The 25,422-nt window shown below is 68.6% G+C and carries 25 protein-coding genes; 5 read left to right on the forward strand and 20 right to left on the reverse strand.

Features of this window, described 5'->3' with window-relative positions; translation table 11 throughout:
• Positions 1 to 121: 121 nt before the first annotated feature.
• Together QM841_RS09945 and QM841_RS09950 are read left to right on the forward strand one after the other, a co-directional pair.
• Positions 122 to 1,000 carry a peptidylprolyl isomerase gene (locus tag QM841_RS09945; protein ID WP_283331869.1) on the forward strand — a complete coding sequence of 293 codons (879 nt, stop codon included), beginning with the start codon at positions 122 to 124 and terminating at the stop codon, positions 998 to 1,000.
• 22 nt (positions 1,001 to 1,022) lie between these two features.
• Positions 1,023 to 1,817, forward strand: a complete 795-nt coding sequence (locus tag QM841_RS09950; protein ID WP_247253442.1) for a peptidylprolyl isomerase — start codon at positions 1,023 to 1,025, stop codon at positions 1,815 to 1,817.
• Positions 1,818 to 1,887: 70 nt separating this feature from the next.
• Here the strand turns inward: QM841_RS09950 and QM841_RS09955 are convergent, their stop codons facing one another.
• The 10 genes from QM841_RS09955 to QM841_RS10000 form a co-directional block, all read right to left on the reverse strand.
• Entirely contained in the window at positions 1,888 to 4,263 is a 2,376-nt protein-coding gene (locus QM841_RS09955; protein ID WP_280783821.1) for a RelA/SpoT family protein, read from the reverse strand.
• Positions 4,264 to 4,366: 103 nt separating this feature from the next.
• The gene (locus tag QM841_RS09960) at positions 4,367 to 4,900 is read right to left on the reverse strand and encodes an adenine phosphoribosyltransferase (RefSeq protein WP_105419926.1); all 534 of its coding nucleotides are present in this window, start codon (positions 4,898 to 4,900) and stop codon (positions 4,367 to 4,369) included.
• Positions 4,897 to 6,633: an ABC transporter substrate-binding protein gene (locus QM841_RS09965; RefSeq protein WP_283331870.1), complete on the reverse strand. Its 1,737-nt coding sequence runs from the start codon at positions 6,631 to 6,633 to the stop codon at positions 4,897 to 4,899. The genes QM841_RS09960 and QM841_RS09965 overlap by 4 nt, the downstream gene beginning before the upstream one ends.
• Before the next feature lies 1 nt (position 6,634).
• Positions 6,635 to 7,867 carry a protein translocase subunit SecF gene (secF, locus tag QM841_RS09970; RefSeq protein ID WP_283331871.1) on the reverse strand — a complete coding sequence of 411 codons (1,233 nt, stop codon included), beginning with the start codon at positions 7,865 to 7,867 and terminating at the stop codon, positions 6,635 to 6,637.
• Positions 7,864 to 9,522 carry a protein translocase subunit SecD gene (gene secD / locus QM841_RS09975; protein ID WP_280783824.1) on the reverse strand — a complete coding sequence of 553 codons (1,659 nt, stop codon included), beginning with the start codon at positions 9,520 to 9,522 and terminating at the stop codon, positions 7,864 to 7,866. The genes secF and secD overlap by 4 nt, the downstream gene beginning before the upstream one ends.
• A 144-nt stretch (positions 9,523 to 9,666) precedes the next feature.
• Entirely contained in the window at positions 9,667 to 10,044 is a 378-nt protein-coding gene (gene yajC / locus QM841_RS09980) for a preprotein translocase subunit YajC (RefSeq protein ID WP_061045219.1), read from the reverse strand.
• Positions 10,045 to 10,180: 136 nt separating this feature from the next.
• Positions 10,181 to 11,278, reverse strand: a complete 1,098-nt coding sequence (gene ruvB / locus QM841_RS09985) for a Holliday junction branch migration DNA helicase RuvB (protein WP_283331872.1) — start codon at positions 11,276 to 11,278, stop codon at positions 10,181 to 10,183.
• Entirely contained in the window at positions 11,275 to 11,877 is a 603-nt protein-coding gene (ruvA, locus tag QM841_RS09990) for a Holliday junction branch migration protein RuvA (RefSeq protein ID WP_280783826.1), read from the reverse strand. The genes ruvB and ruvA overlap by 4 nt, the downstream gene beginning before the upstream one ends.
• Positions 11,874 to 12,443: a crossover junction endodeoxyribonuclease RuvC gene (gene ruvC / locus QM841_RS09995; protein ID WP_037239920.1), complete on the reverse strand. Its 570-nt coding sequence runs from the start codon at positions 12,441 to 12,443 to the stop codon at positions 11,874 to 11,876. Before ruvC ends, ruvA begins: the two co-directional genes overlap by 4 nt.
• A gap of 135 nt (positions 12,444 to 12,578) precedes the next feature.
• Positions 12,579 to 13,331: a YebC/PmpR family DNA-binding transcriptional regulator gene (locus QM841_RS10000; protein ID WP_011598635.1), complete on the reverse strand. Its 753-nt coding sequence runs from the start codon at positions 13,329 to 13,331 to the stop codon at positions 12,579 to 12,581.
• 144 nt (positions 13,332 to 13,475) lie between these two features.
• Between QM841_RS10000 and QM841_RS10005 the strand changes: the two genes are divergently transcribed.
• Positions 13,476 to 13,832 carry a GntR family transcriptional regulator gene (locus tag QM841_RS10005; protein WP_280783827.1) on the forward strand — a complete coding sequence of 119 codons (357 nt, stop codon included), beginning with the start codon at positions 13,476 to 13,478 and terminating at the stop codon, positions 13,830 to 13,832.
• Positions 13,829 to 14,749: a hypothetical protein gene (locus tag QM841_RS10010; protein WP_283331873.1), complete on the forward strand. Its 921-nt coding sequence runs from the start codon at positions 13,829 to 13,831 to the stop codon at positions 14,747 to 14,749. The genes QM841_RS10005 and QM841_RS10010 overlap by 4 nt, the downstream gene beginning before the upstream one ends.
• On the opposite strand, the gene pdxT is transcribed toward QM841_RS10010, so the two are convergent.
• Both pdxT and QM841_RS10020 read right to left on the reverse strand, forming a co-directional pair.
• The gene (gene pdxT / locus QM841_RS10015) at positions 14,746 to 15,354 is read right to left on the reverse strand and encodes a pyridoxal 5'-phosphate synthase glutaminase subunit PdxT (protein ID WP_087555886.1); all 609 of its coding nucleotides are present in this window, start codon (positions 15,352 to 15,354) and stop codon (positions 14,746 to 14,748) included. The genes QM841_RS10010 and pdxT overlap by 4 nt on opposite strands.
• Positions 15,351 to 16,205, reverse strand: coding sequence for an acyl-CoA thioesterase (locus QM841_RS10020; protein WP_009480130.1), 855 nt, complete (start codon positions 16,203 to 16,205; stop codon positions 15,351 to 15,353). Before QM841_RS10020 ends, pdxT begins: the two co-directional genes overlap by 4 nt.
• A 56-nt stretch (positions 16,206 to 16,261) precedes the next feature.
• On the opposite strand from QM841_RS10020, the gene QM841_RS10025 reads away from it, so the two are divergent.
• Positions 16,262 to 16,885: a nucleoside/nucleotide kinase family protein gene (locus QM841_RS10025; protein ID WP_283331874.1), complete on the forward strand. Its 624-nt coding sequence runs from the start codon at positions 16,262 to 16,264 to the stop codon at positions 16,883 to 16,885.
• A 6-nt stretch (positions 16,886 to 16,891) separates the two neighbouring features.
• Here the strand turns inward: QM841_RS10025 and QM841_RS10030 are convergent, their stop codons facing one another.
• From QM841_RS10030 to thrS, 8 genes are all read right to left on the reverse strand, one after another.
• Positions 16,892 to 17,713, reverse strand: coding sequence for an acyl-CoA thioesterase (locus QM841_RS10030; RefSeq protein ID WP_283331875.1), 822 nt, complete (start codon positions 17,711 to 17,713; stop codon positions 16,892 to 16,894).
• Positions 17,714 to 17,872: 159 nt separating this feature from the next.
• Positions 17,873 to 18,775, reverse strand: a complete 903-nt coding sequence (pdxS, locus tag QM841_RS10035; protein WP_011598631.1) for a pyridoxal 5'-phosphate synthase lyase subunit PdxS — start codon at positions 18,773 to 18,775, stop codon at positions 17,873 to 17,875.
• 152 nt (positions 18,776 to 18,927) lie between these two features.
• Positions 18,928 to 19,950, reverse strand: coding sequence for an NUDIX hydrolase (locus tag QM841_RS10040; protein WP_283331876.1), 1,023 nt, complete (start codon positions 19,948 to 19,950; stop codon positions 18,928 to 18,930).
• The gene (locus QM841_RS10045) at positions 19,947 to 21,074 is read right to left on the reverse strand and encodes a glycosyltransferase family 4 protein (protein ID WP_283331877.1); all 1,128 of its coding nucleotides are present in this window, start codon (positions 21,072 to 21,074) and stop codon (positions 19,947 to 19,949) included. The genes QM841_RS10040 and QM841_RS10045 overlap by 4 nt, the downstream gene beginning before the upstream one ends.
• A complete protein-coding gene (locus QM841_RS10050; RefSeq protein ID WP_283331878.1) occupies positions 21,071 to 21,976 on the reverse strand; it encodes a phosphatidylinositol mannoside acyltransferase in 906 nt (301 codons plus the stop codon). The genes QM841_RS10045 and QM841_RS10050 overlap by 4 nt, the downstream gene beginning before the upstream one ends.
• Complete coding sequence (gene pgsA, locus QM841_RS10055; protein WP_283331879.1) at positions 21,973 to 22,638, reverse strand: phosphatidylinositol phosphate synthase; 666 nt, start codon at positions 22,636 to 22,638, stop codon at positions 21,973 to 21,975. Before pgsA ends, QM841_RS10050 begins: the two co-directional genes overlap by 4 nt.
• 79 nt (positions 22,639 to 22,717) lie before the next feature.
• Complete coding sequence (locus QM841_RS10060; protein ID WP_005240964.1) at positions 22,718 to 23,293, reverse strand: ATP adenylyltransferase; 576 nt, start codon at positions 23,291 to 23,293, stop codon at positions 22,718 to 22,720.
• A 5-nt stretch (positions 23,294 to 23,298) separates the two neighbouring features.
• Positions 23,299 to 25,356 (reverse strand): threonine--tRNA ligase, encoded by a 2,058-nt coding sequence (gene thrS, locus QM841_RS10065; RefSeq protein WP_283331880.1) that lies wholly within the window; start codon positions 25,354 to 25,356, stop codon positions 23,299 to 23,301.
• Positions 25,357 to 25,422: the final 66 nt, after the last annotated feature.

Genomic DNA, 25,422 nt, shown 5'->3' on the forward strand with positions numbered 1-25,422 from the left:
CGCCAGGATGTTCTCAGGTTCGGATGGCAGACTCTGGAGGTCGTGTGCCGGGGGTAGTTCGCACCGACCAACTGCTATATCGACCGACTGCCAGACAGACCGATACGGGAGGACCACCGCAGTGCCGAGCAACGAGCAGCGCCGGGAAGCAGCCAAACGAAAGCTCGAGCGTCAGCTCGAACGCCGCGCCGACAGAGCACGCAAGCGTAAGCAGCTGACGATCGCCGGTTCGGTGCTCGGTGTCGTGCTCGTGGTGGCGGCGGGCGCCGTCGTCTTCGCCCTCACCAGCGGCGACGACGACGCGACGGAAGCGTCGGCGGCCGAGTCGGTGTCGGCGTCGCCGCAGTCGCCCGGTGTGATGCCGGCGGGCCGGTCCGAACCGCTGCCCGAGAAGGTGTCCTGCACGTACACCCCCAGCACTCAGCCGCCGGCGAAGCAGGTGAACCCGCCGCGCACCGACGACATCGACACCACGCTCCAGGAAGTCAGCGTCAGCATGCAGACGACGCAGGGCAACATCGGCCTGATCCTGGACAACGCCGACTCCCCGTGCACCGTCAACAACTTCCTGAGCCTGGCGAGCCAGAACTACTTCGACAACACCCCATGCCACCGGCTGGTCACGTCCGAGGGGTTGAAGGTCCTGCAGTGCGGTGATCCCACGGGCGCTGGCACCGGCGGCCCCGGTTACGGATTCGCGAACGAATTCCCCACCGACCAGTACGAGGCGTCGGATCCGTCGCTGCAGGTGCCGGTGACATACCCGCGCGGCACCATCGCGATGGCCAACAGCGGCCAGCCCGACAGCAACGGCAGCCAGTTCTTCCTCGTCTACGCCGATTCGCAGCTGCCCCCGCAGTACACCGCGTTCGGGAAGGTCGACGAGACGGGCCTGGCGACCATCGAGAAGGTGGCGGCGGCCGGCGACGACGGATCGATGCAGGCGGGCGGCGGCAAGCCCAACCTGCCCATCGACATCACATCCGTCCGGATGGACTGAGGTCTCGTGTGAGGATGGACCGATGAAACGCACCTCGATCCTCGTCGCAGGCGTGAGCCTCGCGGTCCTCCTCGCCGGCTGTTCGGATTCGTCCGACTCCGGCGGCTCGTCGACCGGCACCTCGTCGAAGGCGGCCCCCACGAGCGCGGCGGAACAGTCGCTCGATCTGTCCAAATTCGGCACGCTGCCGCCGGTCCCCGCACCGGCCGCGGCGACCGTGGACTGCACCTATCCGGCAGGGCAGCCCGCTGCCAAGGACGTCACCCCACCGCCCACGTCCGGGGTCTCCACCGAGGGCACCGTCCCGGTCGACCTCCAGACGAGCGCCGGACCGATCGGCCTGGTCCTCGACCGCGCCGAGGCCCCGTGCACGGTCAACAGCTTCACGAGCCTGGCCCAGCAGGGCTACTTCGACGACACACCCTGCCACCGGCTGACGACGGAGCTGGGTCTGCAGGTCCTGCAGTGCGGCGATCCCAGCGGGAAGGGCACCGGCGGACCGGGCTACGGCTTCACCACCGAGTACCCGGAGACCGCGTTCGCGCCGAACGATCCGGCACTCGCGAATCCGGTGGTCTACCCCCGCGGCACGGTCGCGATGGCGAACAGCGGGACACCCGGCAGTAACGGCAGCCAGTTCTTCCTCGTGTACGCCGACTCGGTGCTCCCGCCCAACTACACCGTGTTCGGGACGATCTCCGAGGAAGGCCTCGCGACCGTCGAGAAGATCGCGGCGGACGGCGACGACGGATCCATGTCCGCGGGCGGCGGCAAGCCCAACACCCCGGTGCAGATCGAGACCGCGAAGGTCGGCTGACCTCACTCACCCGGCTATACGAACGGGACGGTCGTTCGAACAGATCGAACGACCGTCCCGTTCGTCGGTGCTACGCGGCGGACGTCACCCGGTACACGTCGTACACACCCTCGACGTTGCGGACCACGTTCAGCACGTGCCCGAGGTGCTTCGGGTCGCCCATCTCGAACGTGAACTTGCTGATCGCCACCCGGTCACCGGACGTCGTCACGGACGCCGACAGGATGTTGACCTTCTCGTCCGCGAGCGCCTTCGTCACGTCCGACAGCAGCCGGTGCCGATCGAGCGCCTCGATCTGGATGGCCACCAGGAACACCGACGACGGCGACGGCGCCCACTTGACCTCGATGATGCGCTCGGACTGCTCCTGCAGGGAGCCCGCGTTGGTGCAGTCGGTGCGGTGCACGCTGACCGCGCCGCCCCGGGTCACGAAGCCCATGATCTCGTCGCCGGGAACGGGTGTGCAGCATTTGGCCAGCTTGGCGACCGTGCCCTCCGCGCCGGGAACGAGCACACCTGCGTCGCCGGTGCTCCTCGGCCGCATCGGCATCGTGGACGGAGTCGACCGCTCGGCCAGCTCCTCCTCGACGTCGCCGACGCCGCCCAGATGTGCCACCAGACGCTGGACGACGTGCTGCGCCGACACGTGGCTCTCGCCGACGGCCGTGTACAGCATCGACACGTCGGTGTAGTGCAGTTCGTGCGCGATGGACGCCATCGATTCGGCGTTCATCAGGCGCTGCAGCGGCAGGCCGACCCGGCGCACCTCCTTCGCGATGGCGTCCTTGCCCGTCTCGAGCGCCTCTTCACGGCGTTCCTTGGCGAACCATTGCCGGATCTTCGTCTTGGCGCGCGGGGAGACGACGAACGTCTGCCAGTCGCGGCTCGGGCCGGCGTTGACGGCCTTGGAGGTGAAGACCTCCACCACCTCGCCGTTCTCGAGCTTGCGTTCGAGCGCCACCAGCCTGCCGTTGACCCGGGCGCCGATACATCGGTGCCCGACCTCCGTGTGCACGGCGTACGCGAAGTCGACGGGTGTCGACCCGGCGGGCAGCGTCACCACGTCGCCCTTGGGGGTGAAGACGAAGATCTCCTTGACCGCGAGGTCGTAGCGGAGCGACTCGAGGAACTCCCCCGGGTCGGCGGCCTCACGCTGCCAGTCGAGGAGCTGACGCATCCACGCCATGTCGTCGACCTCGGCGACGTCACCGGAGTGCCTGCCCTTGGTCTCCTTGTACCGCCAGTGCGCGGCGATACCGAACTCGGCGGTCCGGTGCATGTCGTGGGTGCGGATCTGCACCTCGAGGGGTTTGCCCTCCGGTCCGACCACGGTGGTGTGCAGCGACTGGTACACGCCGTAACGCGGCTGCGCGATGTAGTCCTTGAACCGGCCCGCCATCGGCTGCCACAGCGAGTGGACGACGCCGACGGCCGCGTAACAGTCCCGGACCTCGTCGCACAAAATCCGCACGCCGACCAGGTCGTGGATGTCGTCGAAGTCGCGGCCCTTGACGATCATCTTCTGGTAGATCGACCAGTAGTGCTTGGGTCTGCCCTCGACGACGGCGTTGATGCGGGACGCCGTCAGGGTCGCGTTGATCTCGGCACGCACCTTCGCGAGGTAGGTGTCGCGGGACGGCGCCCGGTCGGCAACGAGCCGCACGATCTCGTCGTACTTCTTGGGATGCAGGATCGCGAAGGACAGGTCCTCGAGTTCCCACTTCACGGTCGCCATGCCCAGCCGGTGGGCCAGGGGCGCGATCACCTCGAGGGTTTCGCGGGCCTTGCGGGCCTGCTTCTCGGGCGGCAGGAACCGCATGGTCCGCATGTTGTGGAGCCGGTCGGCCACCTTGATCACCAGTACGCGGGGGTCGCGGGCCATCGCGATGATCATCTTGCGGATGGTCTCGCCCTCGGCGGCGTTGCCGAGGACCACCTTGTCGAGTTTGGTGACGCCGTCGACGAGGTGGGCTACCTCTTCGCCGAACTCGTCGGTCAACTGCTCGAGGGAGTACCCGGTGTCTTCGACGGTGTCGTGGAGCAGGGCCGCCACGAGCGTGGTCGTGTCCATTCCCAGTTCCGCGAGGATGCTGGCGACGGCGAGCGGATGCGTGATGTACGGGTCGCCCGACTTGCGGCGCTGGCTGGCGTGCCGCTCCTCCGCGACGTCGTAGGCGCGCTGCAGAAGCGCCAGGTCCGCCTTGGGATACAGCTCGCGATGCAGGCTGACGAGGGGTTCGAGAACCGGCCGGATGGTCGTGTTCCGCTGACCCGTGATGCGCCGGGCGAGTCGCGCTCGTACCCGGCGCGATGCGGACGCCGGAACGGCGAATCCCTGTGCTCCACGGTTGTTACCGGAAGCCGGGTTCGCTGCAGGTGACTCGGCATCGGATTGCGCAGACGAGGTTGATCCCGTGTTCTGCGACCGATCAAGATTCGAAGTCATGCCGTCACCTCCTACCACTGAAATGGCTCGGGCCGTGCGGCCCTGGTTGGTCTCGGGCATGCGCCCCGGTGGCCGTGACGACCACCAGGCACAACTTTAGTACTCAGACCGTGACGAGGGACGTGAGCGGGTACTTTCCGAGCCGCTCTCGGCCGCCCAGCGCGGCGATCTCCAGGACCACGGCGACACCGATCACCCGGGCACCTGCGGATTCCACCAGTCGCGCCGTGGCGTCGAGGGTTCCACCGGTGGCCAGGACGTCGTCGACGACGAGCACGGAGCGCCCGTCCAGACCGATCGAGCCGGCCGGAATCTCCAGCGTGGCCGTTCCGTACTCGAGGGTGTACGACTGCGACAGCACCGGCGGCGGCAATTTGCCCGACTTCCGCACGGCCACCACACCGGAGCCCAGTTCCCGGGCGACGCCGCCACCGAGGAGGAACCCTCGTGCGTCGACGGCGGCAATCACATCCGCCTCCGGGGCGCAGGCGGCGAGCGCGTCGACGACGACACGGAAACCGTCCGCGTCGGAGAAGACCGGCGTCAGGTCGGCGAACCGCACCCCGGGTTGCGGAAAGTCGTCGGCCCATCGGGTGAGCCGGGTGACGGCGTCACGGGCCGGAGAATGGTCGATCACCTGCGCAGAACCCACCTGTCCATGTTCCAGCCGGCGCCCGATCGCGTCGGATTGACTGCTCCCGCCTGCAAACCTGTTGCGAACGCGACGGTCCGCGGCTGATCGAACAGCGGCACCGTGGGCACGTCCGACCACAGGATGTTCTCGGCCTCGGTCGACAGCGACAGCTGGGTGGCGGTGGAGCTGTCGACCGCGAGTTGGTCGACGATCTGGTCGACGCGGCCGTTGCTGTAGTCCCCGAAGTTCGATCGGATTCCGCTGCGGAGGGCGTACATCGCGGTCGTGGCCGCCGCGGTGCCCGCGGCGCCGGGAGCGGAGGCCGTGCCCGCGAGGACCACGTCCACCTGCCCGTCGCGCAGCATGGTCGGGGTGAACTCGGGCGACGCGACGTCCTGCACGGTGATACCGGCCGGGGCACACGCCGCCGCCACGGCCGCCACGATCTCGGCGCGGCGCGGGTTCGGTCCCAGATATCCGACGCGAACCGTCGCGGACGTGTTGCCGGTGTCGGCCAGTGCGTCCGCCGCCGCTGCGGTGTCCGCCGTCTCGTACCGGCCGCCGACGGCACCGGCCACCGACTGGTGAACGAGGCTGTCAGGGGCGGTGACCCGGGTGTCGACCGGACCACCGGACGCCGCACCTGCCTCGTCCGACTCCGCGGCGATCCCGAACTTCGACGCCAGCTCCTCCCGGGGCAGGCACGCTGCGAACGCCCGCCGTCCGGCTGCGTTCTCGAACAGGCCCGAGGTGGACAGGACGAACTGCTCGACGCTGCGCGACGGCACCTCCGTCACGTCGAACCCGCCGAGGTCCAGATCGGGCGCCGATCCCGCGGCGACGTCGACCACCTCGACCGAACCGTCACCGATCCGCGCGCTCACGTCGGAAGACTTGGGCCACACCACGATCCGCGAGGTGGCGGGACGATTCCCCCACCACCGGTCGTTGGCCACCAGCACGAGGCCCTCGTCCTCGGAGAACGATTCGACCTTGTAGGGGCCGGACGCGGGGAACTTGGCGAGGTCGAGGTCGCCGGGTGCCATCGTCCATCCGTTGTTCCAGAAGTCCGCGACGCGCGTCAATGCATCCGCGTCCGAATTCTGCACGGCGGCCACGACGTCGGGCACGCCGGCAGCGCCGGCGACCACGTGTGCCGGCATCATCGACGTCGCGCCGAACAGCGACTTCCAGTCGGTGACATTGCGTCCCGCCTTGAACGTGACGACGGCATCCTTCGCGCCGATCTGGCAGTCGATCCGGTCGATGTCCGAGTAGCCGGCCGTACTCGCCGCATCGAACATCGGGAAACGGCCACTGTTCGCCGCCCACGTCAGCACCAGATCGTCGCAGGACATCGGCACACCGTCGGAGTAGACGGAGTTGGGATTGAGCTTGTACTGGATCGTCAGGGCGTCCCCGGGCATCGCGTTGGCGGTGCCGATGTCCGTGTCGGCCACCGGTCCGCCTTCCGGTCCGGTGTAGTTGAACCCGGGCAGCACCCGGGCGAACGCCTGACGCGCCCCCGACACCGCACCCGCGACGCTGTTGGCGTTGTAGGTGGTGACGGTGTTGTCGATGGCGTACCCGATCGACGGGATCTGCTCACCTTCCTCGGAACATCCGGCGAGCGAGCCGGCGAGGAGCACGGTCGCGAGGAGGCCGGCACCCGACACGGCCGCCGTACGGCCGTGTCGGGTCTGCGCACCGCGCCGGGTGCTGTGCGATGCGGGCATGTCAGTGCCTCTTCTTGTTGCGCTTCCCGGTGGGACGTGAGCCCGGTGTGGGTGCGGTCGCCGCCGACCGGCGGCGCGGGACGGCGGTGTCCGCCGTGGACGCGGCGACCTCGGCGGCCGGGGTACCGGCCTTCTGCGCACTGCCCTGTGCCAGGGTCGCGCGGCGAGCGAGGACCTTGCGCGTGTGCGCGGCGACCGGACCCCACCGCTCCTTCAGCGTGACCAGCAGGGGCGTCGCGAAGAAGATCGACGAGTAGGCGCCGACGATGATGCCCACGAGCTGCACCAGCGCCAGGTCCTTCAGCGTTCCGACACCGAGCATCCAGACCGCGACCACCATCAGCGCGAGCACCGGCAACACGCTGATCAGGGTGGTGTTGATGGACCGCATCAGCGTCTGGTTGATCGCCAGGTTCGCCTGCTCGGCGTAGGTGCGACGGGTCAGGTGCAGAATCCCGCGCGTGTTCTCCTCGACCTTGTCGAACACCACCACCGAGTCGTAGAGCGAGAAACCGAGAATCGTCAGCAGGCCGATGACGGTCGCCGGGGTCACCTCGAAGCCGACCAGCGAATACACGCCGGCGGTGACCGCGATGTCGAAGAACAGCGCGACGATCGCGGCGATGGCCATGTCCCGCTCGAACCGGACGGCGATGTACACGCTCACGATCACCAGGAACACAAGTAGCGCGATCAGCGCCTTCTGGGTGATCTGCCCGCCCCACGTCTCGCTGACGTCGGCGACGCTGATCACGTTCTTGCTGACGTTGCCGTCACTGTCCTTCGGCTGGAACTCGTCGTACAACGCGTCCTGAAGCGTCACCACCTGCGCCGCGTCGAGTGCCTCGGAGCGGATCTGCACGGTCTCGCTCGACCCCGAGCCCACCGTCTGCACCGAGACGGGGTCCATGCCGAGCGCCTCGGAGTAGACCTCCTCCACCTGTGCGGTCTCCACCCCGTCGCCGGCGGGGAACTGGATCCGCGAGCCACCCTCGAAGTCGATACCGAGCGTGAACCCGCGGACGAGGATGCTCAGCAACGAGATCAGCACGATCGTGCCGGTCAGGATGTAGTAGAAGCGGCGACGCCCGACGACCTCGAAGGCGCCGGTTCCGGTGTACAGCCGCGACAGCAGGCTGTGCTGGGGCATCGACGACTGGTTGACGCCCGAATCGGACAGCGAAGACTCGGGGTCCGTCTGCGACGCAGACTGGGACGTGGTCGATTCGCTCATACTCGTGACTCCTTCGCCGACGCTGCGGCAGCCTTGCGTTCCTTGGCGATCTGCTGCACGGCACCCAGCCCGTTGACGCCGGGCTTCGACCAGAACGGCGACTTCGAGGCCAGGTGGACCAGCGGCCACGTCACCAGGAACACCACGACGACATCGAGGATGGTGGTCAGGCCGAGGGTGAACGCGAAGCCGCGCACCTGCCCGACCGCGAGGATGTACAGCACCGCGGCGGCGATGAAGCTGACCGCGTTACCGGACAGGATGGTCCGGCGCGCACGGGCCCAGCCGCGCGGAACCGCGGACCGGAAACTGCGTCCCTCCCGCATCTCGTCCTTGATTCTCTCGAAGAACACCACGAACGAGTCGGCGGTCATACCGATACCGATGATCAGACCGGCGATGCCCGCGAGGTCGAGGGTGAAATTGATGTACCGGCCGAGCAGCACCATGATCGCGTAGACCATCACACCGGACAGCACCAGCGACAGCGCCGTCAGCACGCCGAGCATGCGGTAGTAGAGCAGGCAGTAGAGCAGCACCAGGACCAGACCCACCAGTCCGGCGATGAGACCGGCCTCCAGCGAGGCGAGACCCAGCGTCGCCGACACGGTCTCCGCCTCCGACGCCGCGAACGACAGCGGCAGCGAGCCGTACTTCAGGGTGTTCGCGAGTTCCTTCGCGCTTTCCGCGGTGAACGAGCCGGTGATCGACGTCGAACTGCCTGCGGGTGTCGCGCCCTGGACGACCGGTGCGCTCACCACCTTGGAGTCGAGCGTGAACGCGGCCTGCTTGCCGATGTTCTGCGACGTGAACGTGGCCCAGGTGTTGCTGCCCTCGGACTTGAACGTCAGGCTCACCTCGTGCCGCGACTGCTGGGAGTTGTAGCCGGACGTCGCGTCGGCGATCTCCTGTCCGTCGATGATCGCCGGTTCGAGCAGGTACACGGCCTGACCGTCGGTGGAGCACGCGACGAGAGGCAGGGCCGGGTCGTCGTTGCCGCGCAGCGGGTCGGGCACGCTGCAGTCGAGTGTCGCCATGGCCTGCTGCTGCACGGCCGGGTCGGTGCTCTGACGGGTGGCTCGCGCTGCTGCGATCTCGTCGGCCGCCTCGGCGGTCTCGGTGCCGGACCCGTCGGCCGGCGCCGGAGTCGGCTCGGGAGAGGTGGACGGATCCTGAGCCGGGAACGGCCGGTTCTGGGGTGCGGGAGTCTCGGTTCCGGCGGGAGTCTGGGACGGCGTCTCACCGGCGGCAGGTGCCTGCGTGCCGGCAGGGGCCGCGGCCTGGGACGTCTGGACGGGACGAACGTACAAGCGCGCCGTCTGGCCGAGCGAACGCGCCTGTGCGCTGTCGTCGCCGGGGACGGTGATGACGAGGTTGTCGCCGTCGATGACCACCTCGGAGCCGGACACGCCGAGTCCGTTCACACGGGTCTCGATGATCTCCTGGGCCTGCCGCAGGCTGTCCGGCGTCGGCTTGCTGCCGTCCGGGGTGCGTGCGGTGAGGGTGACTCGGGTCCCACCTTGCAGGTCGATGCCCAGCTTGGGTGTCGCGGACTTGTCGCCGGTGAAGAACACCAGGGCATACAGAACCGCCACGAGCACCGCGAAAACGGTGAGGTAGCGGACGGGATGCACCGATCCTGTGGAAGGTGCCACGATCTCTATGTCTCCTCAGTACGTGCAGTTCGGGTGGGAACGTTCACAGCGCACCGGGCCGGCAGACGCAGGGCTGTGCCCCGGTTGCCGCGCCCGGGGCGCCTGCGACGCGACGGCTGCGGAAATACGCCGCGGAAGCGTCGATCAATCCTTGTTCAGCCGCGGCGTGCTGTCGCCGCCGTTCTCACGATCCTCGCGCACGATGTCGGTGGCGGGGGCCTCGGCGTCGATCGACTCGTGGTCGAGGGAACCGTCACCCTGCAGCGGGGCGTCGACGATCTGCTCGCGGACGACGAGACGCGACCACGTGGTGACCACGCCGGGAGCGATCTCGAGGTCGATCGTCTCGTCGCCGAGTGCGACGACGGTGCCGTGCAGACCGGCAGTCGTGAGGACGCGGTCGCCGACCGAGATCGAGTCCTGCAGAGCGGTCACCTTGGCCGCCTCCTTCTTCTGTCGGCGGATCCCCAGGAACATGGGGACGAGCAGCGCCAGAATCAGGAGCGGGAAGAGAAAATCCATCTGAAAGTCAACCTCGAGGTATGTCGCACGGTCCGAAGCACTGGTCCCGGTTGGACCGATGCAATACACCAGTGTGCCATCACCGGCCCGGACACCGGTTCGCTCGGCACGAGGCGGGCGTTTCGCCGGGGGTCGATCAGGGGTCTTGCGGATCGAACAGGGAGGCCTGCGGTTCGTTGACACGGACCTCGATTCCGCCGGTCACAGCGTCCGGCGGCGGGGTCAGGCCCAGTTGCGTCCACGCGGCGGCCGTGGCGACACGGCCGCGGGGTGTCCGGGCGATCATTCCGGCACGGACGAGGAAGGGCTCACACACCTCCTCGACGGTGGCGGGTTCCTCACCCACCGCGACGGCCAGGGTGGACACTCCGACCGGGCCGCCGCCGAAGCTGCGCACGAGGGCGCTGAGGACGGACCGGTCGAGGCGGTCAAGTCCCAGCTGGTCGACGTCGTAGACGGCGAGAGCGGCGTGGGCGATGTCGCGGGTGACGACGCCGTCAGCCCGGACCTCGGCGTAATCGCGGACACGGCGCAGGAGGCGGTTCGCGATGCGGGGCGTGCCCCGGGACCTGCTCGCGATCTCGGCGCCGGCCTCCTCGCCGAGTTGCACGCCGAGAATGCCCGCCGACCGCATGAGGATCTGCTGCAGTTCCGCGGGTTCGTAGAAGTCCATGTGGGCGGTGAACCCGAACCGGTCGCGCAGCGGCCCGGTGAGCGCCCCCGAGCGAGTGGTGGCCCCTACCAGGGTGAACGGTGCGACCTCCAGGGGAATGGACGTGGCGCCGGGACCCTTGCCGACCACGACGTCGACCCGGAAGTCCTCCATCGCGAGATAGAGCATCTCTTCGGCCGGCCGGGCGATGCGGTGGATCTCGTCGATGAACAGCACGTCGCCCTCGACGAGGTTGCTCAGCATGGCGGCCAGGTCGCCGGCCCGTTCCAGCGCCGGACCCGACGTCAGCCTCAGCGAGGAGCCCAGTTCGCCGGCGATGATCATCGCCATGCTGGTCTTCCCCAGCCCGGGCGGGCCCGAGAGGAGGATGTGGTCGGGGGTGCCGCCGCGCATCTTCGCGCCGGTCAGGACGAGCTGCAACTGCTCCCGGACCCGCGGTTGCCCGATGAAGTCGTGAAGGTTCTTCGGGCGCAGGCTGGCCTCGATGTCGCCGTCGCCGGCGACGAGATCGGCCGAGACCGGGGACTCCTCGTCGTAGTCGCCCCCGAGTTCGGGATTCATCTGGTCTTCCCGAGCAGGGAGAGGGCGGAGCGCAGCGCCGTCGAGGTGGTCGACTCGGGTGCCTCGGCGAGGACGGAGTCGGTGGCCTGCTCGGCCTGCTTGGCCGGGAATCCGAGGCCGACGAGGGCTTCGACGATCTGGTCGCGGACCGATCCGCCGCCGCCCGCACCGATCGGCACCGCCCCGGACGTGGACGCGACGGCGTCGACCTTGTCGCGCAGTTCGACGACCATCCGCTCCGCCCCGCGTTTGCCGATGCCCGGCACCCGCGTGAGTGCCGTGACGTTGCCCTCGGCCAGGGCCGCCCGCAGCGCGTCGGGTTCGAGGACGGCGAGGGTGGCCATCGCCAGCCGGGGACCGACTCCCGACACCGTCTGGAGCAGCCCGAACAACTCCTTGGACTCCGAGTCGGGGAACCCGTACAGCGTCATCGAGTCCTCGCGGACGATCATCGCCGTGACCAGCCGGGCCTCGGATCCCCGTTGCAGTCCGCCGAGGGTGGCCGGCGTCGCGTTCACGCGGTAGCCCACTCCGGCGGATTCGATCACCGCATGGTCGAGGGCGATCTCGAGCACCTCGCCGCGGACGGACGCGATCATCGTGTACCTGCCTTCTTCACTTCGGCCAGTCGGGCCTGGTAGCGACGTTTCTGTTCGGCGGCCGCGGCTTCGGCGCGGGCCATGCGTTCGATCATCGGCGCCCGCCAGCAATGGCAGATCGCCAGTGCCAGCGCGTCCGCCGCGTCGGCCGGTTTGGGTGCGGCCGCAAGTTTGAGGATGCGCGTCACCATTGCCGTCACCTGAGCTTTGTCTGCCGAGCCACTCCCGGTGACGGCGGCCTTGACCTCACTGGGGGTATGGAAACACACGGGGATGCCGCGGCGCGCGGCGGCGAGGGCGACGACGCCACCCGCCTGCGCGGTGCCCATCGCGGTGCGCACGTTGTGCTGGGAGAATACCCGCTCGATCGCCACGACCTCGGGCCTGTGCAGATCGATCCACGATTCGGCCGCTTCGGAGATCCGCAGCAGCCTGGACGACAACTCGAGGTCTGCCGGGGTCCGGACCACGTCGACGGCGATCGGGGTGACGGTGCGGCCGCTACCGCCGTCCACCACGCCGAATCCGCACCGGGTCAGACCGGGATCCACACCCAGCACACGCACGCAAAGCCACCTCTCCCACGCCGAACAGCTGTTCGATAGCTTAGCCGTGGGGTCGGACGAGTCGGCGCATCAACACGCAGGACGAGCCGGGGCGGGCGAGCACCGCTCCCCCGCCCCGTGCCGTGCGTCGTGCGATCAGTCGTCGAGCTCCGCCAGTACCTCGTCGGACAGGTCGACGTTGGTGTAGACGTTCTGCACGTCGTCGGACTCCTCGAGCGCGTCGACGAGCTTGAACACCTTGCGGGCTCCGTCGGCGTCGACCGGAACCTCGACGGACGCACGGAAGTCGGCCTCGGCGGAGTCGTAGTCGATTCCCGCCTCCTGCAGTGCGCTGCGGACGGCGACGAGGTCGGTGGGCTCGCTCACGATCTCGAAGGTGTCGCCGAGGTCGGTGACCTCTTCGGCACCCGCATCGAGGACCGCCATCAGCACGTCGTCCTCGCTCTGGTCACCCTTCTCGAGGGTGACGACACCCTTGCGCGTGAACAGGTAGGACACGGAACCCGGGTCGGCCATGTTGCCGCCGTTGCGGGTCATCGCGGTGCGCACCTCGCCGGCCGCACGGTTGCGGTTGTCGGTTAGGCACTCGATGAGGACGGCGACACCGTTGGGTCCGTAACCCTCGTACATGATGGTCTGCCAGTCGGCGCCACCCGCTTCTTCACCGGCGCCGCGCTTGCGGGCGCGCTCGATGTTGTCGTTGGGGACCGACGTCTTCTTGGCCTTCTGGATGGCGTCGTACAGGGTGGGGTTTCCCGCAGGATCGCCACCGCCGGTACGGGCCGCCACCTCGATGTTCTTGATCAGCTTCGCGAAGGCTTTGCCACGCTTGGCATCGATCACAGCCTTCTTGTGCTTGGTGGTGGCCCATTTGGAGTGGCCGCTCATGCGATTCAAGCCCCTTTCCTGCTGCCTTTGGCACGCCGAATGCGCGGTTTCAGCTTTGACGATGTTACCCGCAGCCCGGCCGCCCCTGCGCGTTCCCGGGGTAACAACTCGCATAAGTCGCCATTGTTTGCATAGAATGCAAACATGTTGATGCGGGTCGACCACAGCTCCACCACCCCACTGGGGGAACAGATCGCGGCCAACGTGCGCGGCGCGTTCCTGCGCGGCGAGATCGGCGCGGGCGATCGGCTCCCCTCCGCCCGGGCGCTGGCCGAATCCATCGACGTCAACCTCCACACCGTGCTGCGCGCGTACGCCGCGCTGCGCGACGAGGGCCTGATCGACCTCCGCCGGGGCCGGGGCGCGGTCGTCCGCGCCGACACGGACCCGGTACACACCGGATTGACCGAAGCCGCAAAGGCTTTCGTGTCCGAGGCACGACGCCTCGGACTCGACACCGAACAGATGCTCGACGTGATCAAGGAGACCACCAGACAATGACGACCTCCCGAACGCGCCTCCTCGCCGCGACCTCCGCTGTGCCCCTCCTCGCCGTCGTGATCGCGAGACTCGCCTGGAGCGGGCAACTGCCGCCGGTGGTGGCCAGCCACTGGTCCGGCACCGAACCCGACCGATTCAGCGACACGACCACCTACTTCTGGATCGCTCTGGCCGTCTGCGCGGCCGCCGCCGTGATCGCGGGCGTCGTGGCGGCGCGGGTCCGCACCGACGCCGCGCTCTGGCTTCCCGCCACCGTTCTCGTCGGGTGGACGGTGGCCACGGCCTGGATCGTCAGCGTCGCCGCCACGATCGAGGCGGGCTCGCCCGAAGCGGCGACGCTGGGCTGGTGGATCGTCGTTCCCCTCTTGGGAATCGTGTGGGCGATCGCCACGTTCGCCCTGCTCCCCCGGACGTCGCACTCCGCAGAGAACGGTGCAGCGCCGACGCTGCCCGTCCCCCTGACGCCCGGCGAGCGGGCAGCCTGGACCGGATATGCCCGCGGACGGTGGGCGGGCGTGCTCGCTCTCGCCATGGCCGTGGCCGCCGTCGTCTCCGCGCTGGTGGGAGCGCTCTGGCTCGCCGTCCTGTTCCTCGGCCTGACGATCGCCGGCGGCGGCTTCGCCTCGGTGACCGTGCAGATCGACCGCACGGGACTGACCCTCTCGTCGTGGAACGTGCGCTGGCGGAAGATCCCGCTCGACTCGATCGACGAGGCCCGGGTCACCGAGATCCGCCCCGCGGAATGGGGCGGCTGGGGCTACCGCTTCACGCCGCGCGGGACCGCGGTCGTGATCCGCGCCGGCGAGGGCATCGTGGTGACCCGCACCGGCGGCCGCCCGTTCGCGGTAACCGTGGACGGCGCCGCGCAGGGTGCGGCGCTCCTCAACACACTCGTCGCGCCCCGCCCGGCGAGTTAGACCCCGCGGACGATGTCGACGAACAACTCGTGCACCCGCCGGTCGCCCGTCACTTCCGGGTGGAACGACGTGGCCACCACGGAACCCTGCCGGACGGCCACGATCCGTCCGGCGGCCGCGCCACCCGACTCGGGCACGCGGGCAAGGACCTGGACGTCGTCGCCGACGCGCTCCACCCACGGAGCCCGGATGAACACGGCCCGCATCGGGTCGCCGACGATGCCCTCGAATTCGAGGTCGGACTCGAAGGAGTCGACCTGACGACCGAAGGCGTTGCGGCGCACCGTCATGTCGATCGCACCGAGGTGCTGCGCGTCAGGTCTCGTGTCGAGGATCTCGCTCGCGAGGAGGATCATCCCGGCGCAGGACCCGTAGGCGGGCAACCCGTCGCGCAGGCGCGCCTTCAGGGGTTCGAGCAGTTCGAAGATCTGCAGCAGCTTGCTCATCGTCGTCGACTCGCCGCCCGGGATGACGAGGCCGTCGATCTTCTCGAGCTCCTCCGGGCGGCGGATGCCGACGGCGTCCGCACCCGAATCGTTCAGTGCGGCGAGGTGTTCACGGACGTCGCCCTGCAGGGCGAGTACTCCGACGAGGGGACGGGTCATGCCATGTTTCCTGTCTCGATGTCGCGCTTGTCCTGATCGCGCTGGATACGGGTCAACCCCTCCTGGACGACGGCGGCGACCATGGTGCCGTTCCGGTCGAACATGCGGCCCTGGGTGAGGGCGCGGCCGAAGCCGGCGGAGGGTGAGGTCTGGTCGTAGAGCAGCCACTCGTCGGCGCGGAACGGGCGCATGAACCACATGGCGTGATCGAGCGACGCCGTCTGCGTGACCACTCCGGGGTGCGGGACCTTCGACGCACCGAGGAGCGTCATGTCACTGAGGTAGGCGAGGGTGCAGATGTGGAAGACCTGATCGTCCGGCAGCTTGCTGCGGTACCGCATCCACACCCGTTGCTGCGCGGCGATTCCGGGAGTCTTCCCGGTGGAGCCGGCCGGAACGATACGGACGTCCCATTCCTTCCACTCCCGGTAGAGATCGGTGGCGGCGAACTCCTCGAGGGTCTGTGCGTCGACCAGTTCCTCGGGCGCGGGGACGGACGGCATCGTGTCCTGATGCTCGATGCCCTCGTCCTCGGTGTGGAACGACGCCGACATGGTGAAGATCGCCTTGCCGTCCTGGATTCCGGTGACGCGCCTCGTGCAGAAGGATCTGCCGTCCCGGATCCGGTCGACCAGGTAGACGGTGGGTTTCGCCGGATTTCCGGGGCGCAGGAAGTACCCGTGCAGGGAGTGGACCTTGAACGCCTCGTCGACGGTACGGACCGCGGACACCAGTGACTGACCCGCGACCTGCCCGCCGAACGTCCTCTTCAGAACAGACGGATGAACCGCGCCGCGGAAGATGTCCTTCTCCAGCGCTTCGAGTTCGAGAACGTCCTCGATGCTCGCCATGAGCCCTCCTTCTGTGCCTGGTCAAGGTTATCCGCCCGGTTCGGGCTCGAGGCACCATGGGTGCCATGACGATGTTCACACCGACGAGCCCTGACGGTCTCGTCGCCCTCGTCTCCGAACGCTGCCTCGCCGTTCACGGCACCGCCGTCGTCGCGATCGACGCTCCCGACGGCGCGCACCCCCTGCCCCTCGCGGACGCGGTGTGCGCGTCGCTGCGGGAGCGGGGCCGCCCGTGTGACGTCGTGTCGCTCCACGACTACGTCCGGCCCGCCTCCCTGCGGTTCGAGCACGGGCGCGACGACGAACTCAGCTACCGCACCCTCTGGTTCGACTACGACGCCCTGAACCGGGAGGTGGTGCGGTCGGTCCGCACCGACCGCCGGTGGTTGCCGCGCCTGTGGGACGAGGCCGAGGATCGCTCCGCCCGCTGCGCCCGCGTTCCCGCGGCCGACGGTCAGGTGCTTCTCGTCGCGGGCCCGATGCTGCTGGGCCGGGATCTCGACTTCGACGTCACCGTGCAACTCCATCTGGGCGAAGGCGCCCTGATGCGCCGAACCCCGGCCGATCAACAATGGACCGTCCCCGCACTGCTGCGCCGTGCTGCCGACGTCACGGAGGAACCCGACCTGATGGTGCGGTACGACCATCCGCCGAGGCCCGCAGTCCGGGCGGGCCGCTGAGGCCGCTCACGTCGTGCGCAGGAACCGGGTCAGCCCTTCCTGCACGACGGCCGCGACCAGGTTGCCCTTCCGGTCGAAGATCCGGCCCTGCGCGAGCGCCCGGCCGAATCCGGCGGACGGTGACGTCTGGTCGTACAGCAGCCACTCGTCGGCCCGGAACGGGCGCAGGAACCACAGCGCGTGATCGAGTGAGGCACCGTTGATCTCGACACCGGGGTGTGAGGTCATGGCGGAACCGATCAGCGTCATGTCGCTCATGTAGGCCAGTGCGCAGACGTGGAAGACTGGGTCGTCGGGCAGCGTCTTGCGGGACCGGAACCACGCCTGCTGCTGAGCGGCCGCACCGCGCCGACGGTCGACCTCGCCGTGGCCGACCATCCGGATGTCCCAGTCGGACCACTCCTGGGCGAGCCAGGCGATCTCCGGGTCGTCGGAGTCACTGGCGAACGGCAGCATATCGGGCGGCGGGACCACGGGCATCTCGTCCTGGTGCTCGATGCCCTCGTCCTCGACCTGGAACGACGCCGACATCGTGAAGATCGCCTGACCGTCCTGGACGGCACTGACCCGCCGGGTGACGAACGACCGACCGTCCCGGATGCGGTCCACCAGGTACACGATCGGCATCGTGGGGTTTCCGGGACGCAGGAAGTAGCCGTGCAGCGAATGCACCATGAAACGGGGGTCGACGGTGCGGACCGCCGCCACCAGCGCCTGACCGGCCACCTGCCCACCGAACGTGCGGGGAAGCATGGTCTCGGTCGCTATGCCTCGGAAGATGTTCTCCTCGAGGCGTTCCACTTCCAGGATCTCTTCGATCGTCGCCATCCAACGCCCCTTCCGATGCTCGTCCGCTGACACTCTCACACGGGTCCCGGGCACCGGCGCACCGCACCGCACGAGGCCCGGGTCGGGGCCTCGTGCGGTGCGAACGATAACAGCGCGGCGCCGGGAGCGCCGCGATCGATCACCGATCGATCGCGGAGATCACCAGCCGCGTTCGGCGAGCCGGTGCGGGACGGGGATGTCGTCGACGTTGATCCCGACCATCGCCTCACCCAGCCCACGGGAGACCTTCGCCAGCACGTCCGGATCGTCGAAGAACGTGGTCGCCTTCACGATCGCCGCGGCCCGCTCCGCCGGGTTACCCGACTTGAAGATCCCCGACCCGACGAACACACCCTCCGCACCGAGCTGCATCATCATCGCCGCATCCGCCGGGGTGGCGATGCCACCGGCGGTGAACATCGTGACCGGCAACTTCCCGGCCTTGGCGACCTCGACGACCAGATCGTACGGGGCCTGCAACTCCTTCGCCGCCACATACAGCTCGTCCTCACTCAGCGAGGTCAACCGGCGGATCTCCCCACCGATCGTCCGCATGTGCGTGGTCGCGTTCGACACGTCACCGGTACCGGCCTCACCCTTGGACCGGATCATCGCCGCACCCTCGGTGATCCGCCGCAGCGCCTCACCCAGATTGGTGGCACCACACACGAACGGGACGGTGAACTGCCACTTGTCGATGTGATTGGCGTAGTCGGCCGGGGTCAGCACCTCCGACTCGTCGACGTAGTCGACCCCCAGGGACTGCAGGATCTGCGCCTCCACGAAGTGCCCGATCCGGGCCTTGGCCATCACCGGGATCGACACCGCGGAGATGATGCCGTCGATCATGTCCGGATCACTCATCCGGGACACCCCACCCTGCGCCCGGATGTCCGCGGGCACCCGCTCGAGCGCCATCACCGCGACCGCCCCGGCATCCTCGGCGATCTTCGCCTGATCGGGGGTGACGACGTCCATGATGACCCCGCCCTTCAACATCTCGGCCATGCCACGCTTGACGCGTGCCGTACCGGTGGTGGGGGTGGTGTCGGGGGTGCTCACAGCGAACTCCTGGGTTGTGGCGTGGATTGACTTCGATAGCGGCATGCGTGAGCGACGACGTTCACGCTGCAGTACCCGATTCTAGGACGAGGGGCGGTCCACTTCCGTAGCCAGTCCGCGATTGCTGGCTTTCTCCGGACGCCCGGGGCGGCTCAGGTGATCGCGCGCACCTCGGGTTCGTCCGGGGCCGAGGCCACCGCGCCTGCCTCGTCGAGGAGATCCGCGAGGTCGTGCGGGTACACGGCTTCGCCTGCTGCCGCCAGTTCACGAACCGTGTCCGCGGTGCACCACCGGTGACCGGTGATGGTGCGGTTCTCGAGTTCGGTGAAGCCCCCGTGGTGCGGCTCGAATCCGTCGGTGCGCAGCGCGAAGAACAGTTCCTCGGAGCGGATCAGCTGCCCGTTCCAGGAGAAGATGGCAACCCGCCGCCACATGGGTCCGCGCAGCGATTCGGGCGACGCGGTGTGCCCCGTCTCCTCGGCGATCTCCCGGACCGCGGCGGCCCGCAGGTTCTCCCCCTTCTCGACGGCGCCGCCGATCGTGAACCAGTAGTAGATGTCGGGGACGGTGGGGTCGTGACCCCGGAGCAGCAGGACCCGGCCCTCACCGTCGAGCAGCACCACCCGGGCGGATGTCCGGACGGAGTCGAGGGACAGACCCTCGGTGAACGCAGCGGCGGACGAGCGTTCGGTGATCTCGAAGTACGTCGGCAGCGGGGCCGTGCCCCCGAGGTGCAGCCATCGGACCGGACGCCGGGTGCGGAGTGCGAGGGTGTCGCGGACGGCGTCGTTGTGGAATCGGCGGGCGATCAGCACCCGCGCCTCGGCATCGGCGAGTTCCGCCACCAACTGGGGGCGCAGGGTCTCCGGGTCGAGGGCCGAGAGCGCACTGGACAGCGCGTTCTCGGCGATCTCCCGGTCGGCCCGGTCCGACCGTTCGGCCCGGGCCGCCAGCGCGGCCAGCGACCTGCCTTCGGGTGGGTCCATCGCCGCGGCCGCCGCCCGCACGACCACCGCCCGGCGGGCGAGGGCCGCGTCGAGGGCCTGCCAGGACAGGTCGGAGCGGACGTGCAGGCGGTCGAGGCGGTTGGCCGTTCCGTACGCCCACAAGCCGATCGCCAGGACAACGGCTGCGACCAGGGCGAGGACCAGGATCGTGAGGGCGGAGAACGTCATGATCCGACCTCCCGGACGCCGTCGCGGCCGACGGTGACCGTCTCGTAGACCCGCAGGATCTGTTCGGCCACCACCGGCCAGTCGTATTCGGTGACCACCGTTCGGCCGACATCGGTGAGTGCGGCGCTGCGCTCGGGGTCGCCGAGCACCGAGTCGATCCCGGCAGCGAGCGCCGCCGCATCCCCGACCGGCACCAGCACGCCGGCTTGCCCGTCCCGCAGGACCCGGCGGAACGCGTCCAGTTCGCTCGCCACGACGGCGGCTCCCGCGGCCATCGCCTCCACCAGCACGATGCCGAAGCTCTCACCACCGAGGTTGGGTGCGCAGTACACGTCGGCGCTCCGCAGTGCCGATGCCTTGTCGGCATCGTCGACCTGGCCGAGCAGACGCAGGTGCCCGAAGACCGGGCCGGCCTCGCGGCGCAGTTTGTCCTCGTCGCCGCGGCCGACCACCAGCACCTCGAGGTCGGGATACTTCTCCACCAGGGCGGGTAGCGCCTTGAGAAGCACCGCCATGCCCTTGCGGGGCTCGTCGTAGCGGCCGAGGAAGAGGATGGTCCTTCCGGGACGCGGGTAGCCGGGCAGCGGCTCGGCGTTCGCGAACGCCTGGACGTCGACCCCGTTGGGGATCTCGACCGCATCGGAGCCCAGTGATTCCACCTGCCAGCGTCGCGCGAGTTCCGACACCGCGATGCGGCCGCTGATCTTCTCCAGGTAGGGCTGGAGTACACCCTGAAATGTGCTCAGCACCAACGACTTCGTGGTCGACGTGTGGAAGGTGGCCACGATGGGCCCCTCGGCCACGCGCATGGCGAGCATCGACAAGCTCGGCGCGTTCGGCTCGTGGATGTGCAGGACGTCGAAGTTGTTGTCCGAGATCCACCGCCGCACGCGGGCGCTCGCGGCGGGGCCGAAACTCAGCCGGGCCACCGAGCCGTTGTAGGGAATGGCGAGGGCGCGTCCCGCGGAGACGACGAAGTCGGGCAGGTCGACGTCGTCGGACGCCGGCGCGAGGACGCTCACCTTGTGCCCGCGCTCGATCAGAACCTCCGCGAGGTCGACGACGTGAGCCTGCACTCCGCCCGGGACGTCGAACGAGTACGGGCAGACCATTCCGATCTTCACGAGTTCTCCATGCGGGAGAGCCTCGACTGGGACAGGTCGGAGAGCCACAGCGGCTGAAGCATGTGCCAGTCCTCGGGATGTGCCGCGATGTTGGCTTCGAACCGGTCCGCCAGGGCCTGAGTCGCCGCGGCAACCCCCGCGGTGGTGTCGATCGGCGGGTCGATGCGGAAACCCCACCCGCCGTCTGTGAACCAGCAGTGCACCGGTAGGAGCGGCGCGCCGGTGTCGATCGCCAGCTTCGCGGGGCCGGCGGGCATGCGCGTCGGTTCCCCGAAGAACGTCACCGGGACGCCCTTCTTCGCCAGGTCGCGTTCACCGAGGAGGCACACGATCCCGTTGCCGCGCAGTCGCGCCGACAGTTCCACGAACGGGGGGTTCTCTCCTCCGCTGAGCGGGAAGATCTCGAAGCCGAGCCCTTCGCGGTAGTCGACGAACCGCCGGTACAGCGACTCCGGCTTCAATCGCTCGGCGACCGTGGACAGCCCGCCCCAGTGCTGGGCGCACCACACACCCGCCATGTCCCAGTTGCCGCTGTGCGGCAGTGCCATGACCGCGCCCCGGCCGGCTTCTTTCGCGGCGTCGAGGTGCTTCTGGCCTTCGATCAGCTCGTCGAGGGCGGCGCCCGTCTTCACGAGGTCCATCGACGGCAGCCGGAAAGCCTCCCGCCAGTAGCGCGCGTAGGACCGCATCGACGCCTGCATCAGGGTGTCCGGCACCTCGGCCGCGGGTACACCGAGCACACGGGCGAGATTGCGGCGCAACTGTTCCGGGCCGCCGTTCCGGACGGCGAAATCGGCTCCCCTGTCGAACAGGGCGACCGCGGCCTTCTCCGGCAGCGCACGGACCAGCCGCCAGCCGGTCGCGTACCCCAGGTCGCTGATGCGTTCCGACAGGCCGCTCACTGCGCGCTCGCCTGTCCGTCTTCCGGCGTCGTGTCCGCAGGCGGGAGGGGCAGCACGTCCCGGGCGCCCGGCGACCGGCGAACGGCCAGTACCCGCTGGAACACGGTGATGACGCTGCCCGCCGACAGCAACCACATCGCGACGTGAATGGCCCATGGAACTCCGAGCCCGGTCACGCCGGCACCGACCAGCACGATGACCAGCCGATCGGGTCGTTCGATGAGTCCACCGTCGGCGGACAGTCCACTGGCCTCGGCGCGCGCCTTGGCGTACGAGATCACCTGCGAGGTGACGAGGCACAGCAGAGTCGCGATCAGCAGCGGCTTGCTGTTCTCGTGATAGACCGCCCACCAGGCGAGACCGGCGAAGATCGCACCGTCGGCCACCCGGTCGCAGGTGGCGTCGAGAACGGCACCGTACCGGGTTCCGCCGCCGCGGGCGCGGGCCATGGCACCGTCGAGCATGTCGAACATGACGAACAGCCAGATGAACATCGCTCCCCAGAACAGATGTCCGCTGGGAAACAGTGTGACCGCGCCGGCCACGGTCGCCACGGTGCCGATGACGGTGACGGAATCGGGGGTGAGCCCGGTCTTGACCAGAGCCTTCCCCAATGGTGCCGTCACCTTGGACACGGATGCCCGTCCGAAGAAGCTCAGCACCTCTCCACCCCGTTCTTCACTTCCTGCCAGGAACCCCGCACGCGTGAGCCAGCGACTCCCGCGTCATTCATCTATCGCGTCATTCATTCCAGGCCTTCGCCAGCAGCCCCCGGGTCTCGCGCAGCAACTGCGGCATGACCTTGACCCCGGCGAGGACCGTGATGAAGTTCGCGTCCCCGCCCCAGCGCGGAACGATGTGCTGATGCAGGTGCTCGGCGAGCGAACCGCCTGCCGCCGCACCGAGATTGAGACCGACGTTGAAACCGTCCGGCCGCGACACCCGCTTGATCACGCGCAGAGCCTGCTGCGTGAACGACATCAACTCGGCGCTTTCCTCCTCCGTCAGGTCTTCGAGCGCCGCGACCTTGCGGTAGGGAACGACCATCAGGTGCCCCGGGTTGTACGGGTACAGGTTGAGCACCGCGTAGACGTGCTCACCCCGGGCGACGATCAACCCGTCCTCGTCGTCCATCTTCGGGATGTCGATGAACGGCTCGTTCGGGGTGTCCCGCGACTTCGGCGCCTCGGCGATGTACGACATGCGGTGCGGCGACCAGATCCGCTGGAGGTGATCGGGTTCGCCGGGGCCGCGGTCCACGAGGCGGCCGGGGCCGCCGAGCATCTCGTCGGCCGTCACGTCGTCACCTCCGGTCATGTGCGTCACCCTTCCTTACCGGGTTGCAGCAGTTCCGCCGTCGGCGAGGCATTCTCGCGGCGGCCGATCCACTCGGTGACGATGCGCACGGCGTCGTCCACGGGCACCCCGTTGACCTGGGTGCCGTCCCGGAATCGGAAGCTGACGGCGCCCGCCTCGACGTCGCGCGCACCCGCCAGCAACATGAACGGCACCTTCTGCGCCGTGTTGTTGAAGATCTTCTTTTGCATGCGGTCGTCGCTCGCGTCGACCTCGGCGCGGATACCGGCCGCCTTCAGCCGCTTCACCACGTCGAAGAGGTGGTCGGCGAACGTCTCGGCGACCGGGATGCCGACCACCTGGACGGGCGCCAGCCACGCCGGGAACGCACCCGCGTAGTGCTCGGTGAGCACACCGAAGAACCGTTCGATGGAACCGAACAGGGCCCGGTGGATCATGACCGGACGCTGCTTGGTGCCGTCGTTGGCCGTGTACTCGAGGTCGAAACGCTCCGGCAGGTTGAAGTCGAGCTGAATGGTCGACATCTGCCAGGTGCGGCCCAGGGCGTCCTGCACCTGCACCGAGATCTTCGGTCCGTAGAACGCGGCGCCGCCCGGATCGGGAACGAGGTTCAGCCCCGACGACTCCGCGACCTCGGCGAGCGTCGCCGTCGCTTCGTCCCACACGGCGTCGTCGCCGACGAACTTGTCCGGGTTCTTGGTGGACAGCTCGAGGTAGAAGTCGTCGAGTCCGTAGTCCTTCAGCAGGCCGAGCACGAACTGCAGGGTGGTCGCCAGTTCGTCACGCATCTGCTCTCGGGTGCAGTAGATGTGCGCGTCGTCCTGGGTCATGCCGCGCACGCGGGTGAGTCCGTGGACGACACCCGACTTCTCGTACCGGTACACGGAACCGAACTCGAAGAGCCGCAACGGCAGCTCGCGGTACGACCGGCCGCGGGAGCGGAAGATCAGGTTGTGCATCGGGCAGTTCATCGGCTTGAGGTAGTAGTCCTGGCCCGGCTTGCGCACGGTGCCGTCCTCGTTCAGCTCCTCGTCGATGTGCATCGCCGGGAACATGCCGTCGCGGTACCAGTCCAGGTGACCTGACACCTCGTAGAGGTGCCCCTTGGTGATGTGGGGGGTGTTGACGAACTCGTACCCCTCCTCGACGTGCCGCTTGCGGGAGTAGTCCTCCATCTCGGTGCGGATGATTCCGCCCCGCGGATGGAACACGGGCAGTCCGGAGCCGAGTTCGTCGGGGAAGCTGAACAGGTCGAGTTCGGACCCCAGCTTGCGGTGGTCGCGACGTTCCGCCTCGGCGAGCAGTTCCAGGTGGTGGTCCTGCGCCTCCGCCGACTCCCACGCGGTGCCGTAGATGCGCTGGAGATCGGCGTTGTCCTGATTACCGCGCCAGTACGCCGCCGAGCTGCGGGTGAGCTTGAACGCCGGGATGTGCTTGGTGGTGGGGATGTGCGGGCCGCGGCACAGGTCTCCCCATACCTTCTCGCCGGTCCGCGGGTCCAGGTTGTCGTAGATGGTCAGCTCGTTGCCGCCCACCTCCATGATCTCCGGATCGTCGATTCCCGACTTGTCGTCGATGAGTTCGAGCTTGAAGGGCTCCTTCGCCAGCTCGGCGCGCGCGTCCTCGAGCGACTCGACGACGCGGCGGGAGAACCGCTGCGACCCCTTGATGATCTTCTTCATCCGCTTCTCGAGGCTCGCGAGGTCCTCGGGGGTGAACGGGCGATCGACGGCGAAGTCGTAGTAGAAGCCGTCCTTGATCGGCGGGCCGATGCCCAGCTTCGCCTCGGGGAATTCCTGCTGGACGGCCTGCGCAAGCACGTGGGCGGCGGAGTGACGGATGACGCTGCGGCCGTCGTCGGTGTTCGACGCGACCGGCTCGACCTCGACGTCGGTGTCGGGCACCCAGGACAGGTCCTTGAGCTGGCCCTCGGCGTCACGGACCACGACGACGACGTCCGGACCCCTGCTCGGGTAGCCGGCCTCCCGAACCGCTGTACCGGCCGTAGTCCCCGCGGGCACCCGGACGAGGGCGGCTGGGGCGGCGGATGCGGGGGTGCTCACGGCGATGTTCTCCTAGGTGAGGTGTGCGGTGCAGACATGGTGAATGTGCCAGCCCATGTTATCGGC

The sequence above is a fragment of the Rhodococcus sp. IEGM 1307 genome, from assembly GCF_030056915.1.
Taxonomy (GTDB): domain Bacteria; phylum Actinomycetota; class Actinomycetes; order Mycobacteriales; family Mycobacteriaceae; genus Rhodococcus_F; species Rhodococcus_F opacus_D.